The organism is Flavobacterium sp. RSP49 (assembly GCF_003968735.1).
In the GTDB taxonomy this organism is placed as follows: Bacteria; Bacteroidota; Bacteroidia; order Flavobacteriales; family Flavobacteriaceae; genus Flavobacterium.
This window is the reverse complement of sequence record NZ_RYDN01000064.1, coordinates 1-2710: the sequence shown is the minus strand read 5'-3', so window position 1 is coordinate 2710 and position 2710 is coordinate 1. Positions and strand designations below refer to the sequence as shown.

At 30.9% G+C, this 2710-nt stretch carries 2 protein-coding genes; both read left to right on the top strand.

What is annotated here, in order from left to right; all coding sequences use genetic code 11:
- Positions 1–330: 330 nt before the first annotated feature.
- A complete protein-coding gene (locus EKM02_RS14645) occupies positions 331–1167 on the top strand; it encodes a DUF5694 domain-containing protein (RefSeq protein WP_126456418.1) in 837 nt (278 codons plus the stop codon).
- A 359-nt stretch (positions 1168–1526) separates the two neighbouring features.
- Complete coding sequence (locus EKM02_RS14855) at positions 1527–1676, top strand: hypothetical protein (RefSeq protein WP_158614766.1); 150 nt, start codon at positions 1527–1529, stop codon at positions 1674–1676.
- Positions 1677–2710: the final 1034 nt, after the last annotated feature.

Here is a 2710-nt window from a genome sequence, read left to right as displayed (position 1 = left end):
CTCCATACATAAACACATATAAATTTGCCTGTTAATTTTTAAAACATCACTTGTTTTTTATCATAGAATGCGCTATCGAAGCAAGAAAAGGCTGTAACAAATAAAGAGTACTGGCTTTGCTTTTTGGGATACTAAAAACAATTTTCAACCCTTTTTACGGACTGTTATATTTTAATATTCATAAGCGACTTTTACAAGAACGAGTTTTAATTATAGTTTAAATAACATATATTTATTCAATGAGTAACAAAACACAGTTCGCTTGGAGGTTTTTATCCCGATCCTTTGGAAAAACTGACGCTGGCATCAATAAAACATAAACACAATACTATGAAGTATTCTAAAGTTTTACTTTTAATCCTTTCGCTCATATTTTCACTTTACGCAACTGGACAAGAAAAAACAAAAGTTCTATTATTAGGAACTTATCATTTTGGTGCAACATCTGATAAAAATAAAGTTTCAGATGATGTTTTAAACCCTAAGAAACAAGCCGAATTGAATTTACTATTAAAAAAATTGAAAGCTTACAATCCTGAAAAAATATATGTGGAAAACCAACCCAGTCGACAACGGCATTGGGATAGCATTTTTGTTGCCTATCAAGATGACAAAGCGCTAAAAATAAAAAATGAAATATTTCAAATTGGAATCAAATTAGCCGAAAATCTAAAATTTAAAACTGGAGTAACCTGTGTAGATTGGCAACAAGATTCTGAAAATTCATTTAATGAAAAAGCGTACGTAGAATATAGAAATAAAATTAATTTGTATCAGAATTTTTTAGAAACCAAAAAGCCTTCAGTTTTTTCTGAACATGACAAACTAATAGGCATCAAAATTCAAAAGATAAATATTGAAATACCAAAAATGACAATGGTTGATGCTTTTAAAAAAATTAATTCAAAATCATATCTAAATGACATCTTTTATGGAAATATTACTGCTTTTTTAGATATTGATTCAAATCAAAACGGTGTTTTTTATGCTCACGATAATATGATTAGGAATACAAACATATATAAAAACATCATTCAGGATATTTTAAAAAATAATCCTAAAAAAGCTCTGGTATTATACGGAGCCGGACATATACGAGCATTAAAAGATTATTTGGATTGTCATCCAAGTATTGAAATTATTGAAGTAGACCAATATCTAAATTAGTTACTGTTGCCAACATTTAGCAAACTAGGCCAGAAAGCCCTTTAAAAGCCGCGACTAGAACAGTTCAAGGCTTTTCTTGTAGAGCTAGTGTTGACTGAATGTCCCATTTTCAGAACTGGGTTATAGGGGGTAATTAATTTTACAAGGAATATTGTTTTTGCTACCGCCAAGATCCTCAAAAATGAGCTTAACAATATATTCTAAAGATATTTTTTAATTTATACGTAATACTACTGGTACTTTATTTAAAATTAAGTAGATTAGTGTATTGTAAATCAATTAAATAAGTGTTTAATGAATAGTGCAGATGATAAGTTGAATTTTGATAAAAAAAATCCGGAAAGAAAGATAAAAATAAAGTGCCAGATGCTTTATTGTATACTCCAAGTGAAGGTATTTATAGCCAGTTTCATAAAGAATCAGATATCGATATGGACGATATGTCTAAGAAAAAAGTACCGGTCGAAATCAATAATGTTACACAATTGAATCAAAAAGATTTTGACTGAGATGTCTATGGAGCTGATATAGATATACTTGAATCAGATCCGGATGATGATAAGGAGAATTACGGTGCTGGGACTGTTATTGTTTGCGATAATGATACTTATACTTTAATACCTGAAGATGAATTAGAGAAAGCGGAAAGCAGACTAACAAACGATTTACAAAAAGGTCATCTTAGTTTTATTCTTAACGGAAAAAACTTACAGGCAAATTCATATTACTGAAACGAAACACGAAAACACCTGGCCTTTAATAAAATCAAAAGATCAAAATGCCAGTCATAATGACATTTTGATACAAAACAAATCCGTAATTTCTAATATTGACACTATAAAGGGTGAAAACTAAAGGCGTTGTGCTATTATTTGGGCGTTCCTCCATATAAAAAAGAGGCAATTACTATAGCGCTTAGTAGCCTCTTTTTATATATGGAGTCGTGCTATCCGCTACAAGTCCTCATAAAGTTGCGTTGCACGCCACTTTCTTGCGGGCTTTCCACTACTATCCCTAACGCGAACTGCGTTAATCGAGAACTTTTAGTTGTTTTGATGTATATATTGATACCTTATATATAGGATATAAAAGCGATAGTACAATTTAGCGCTTACATGATATAGGACAAAACCATTAGTTGGATTAATTACAGGCTTCAATACTAGCGGTGCGGGATCCTATGAAACAGGAAAGCGCATTGAATAGCGTGTAAAAGTCGAACTATTGTCAAATTTCGAGATATTTATTAGAGAAAGAATAGGGATCGAAGAGTTGGTACTGCAGTATAAATAGTCATTTTAGTGGGATAAAGGGCGTGCTTTGGTGTAGGAGGGGATTATAGACAAAAAAACTTTGATCTTCAAAAAACGAGATATCAGCTAGTTAAAGAAAAAGTTAAGAAAAGTTTAAAAAAAAGAAATTAAAAAGCTTGTAAAAGCGAATAAAGGGTGTAGTTTTGCACCCGCAATGGTTTAGAAGTTCTTTAAAATACTGGCAAGTTAGTTAGATCAAAAGGAAAATTTATTTTCAAAAAAAGATTTAA

Bases quoted from the DNA above. Each gene is read 5' to 3' on its own strand.
- EKM02_RS14645 (WP_126456418.1), top strand. From the start codon at position 331: ATGAAGTATTCTAAAGTTTTACTTTTAATCCTTTCGCTCATATTTTCA.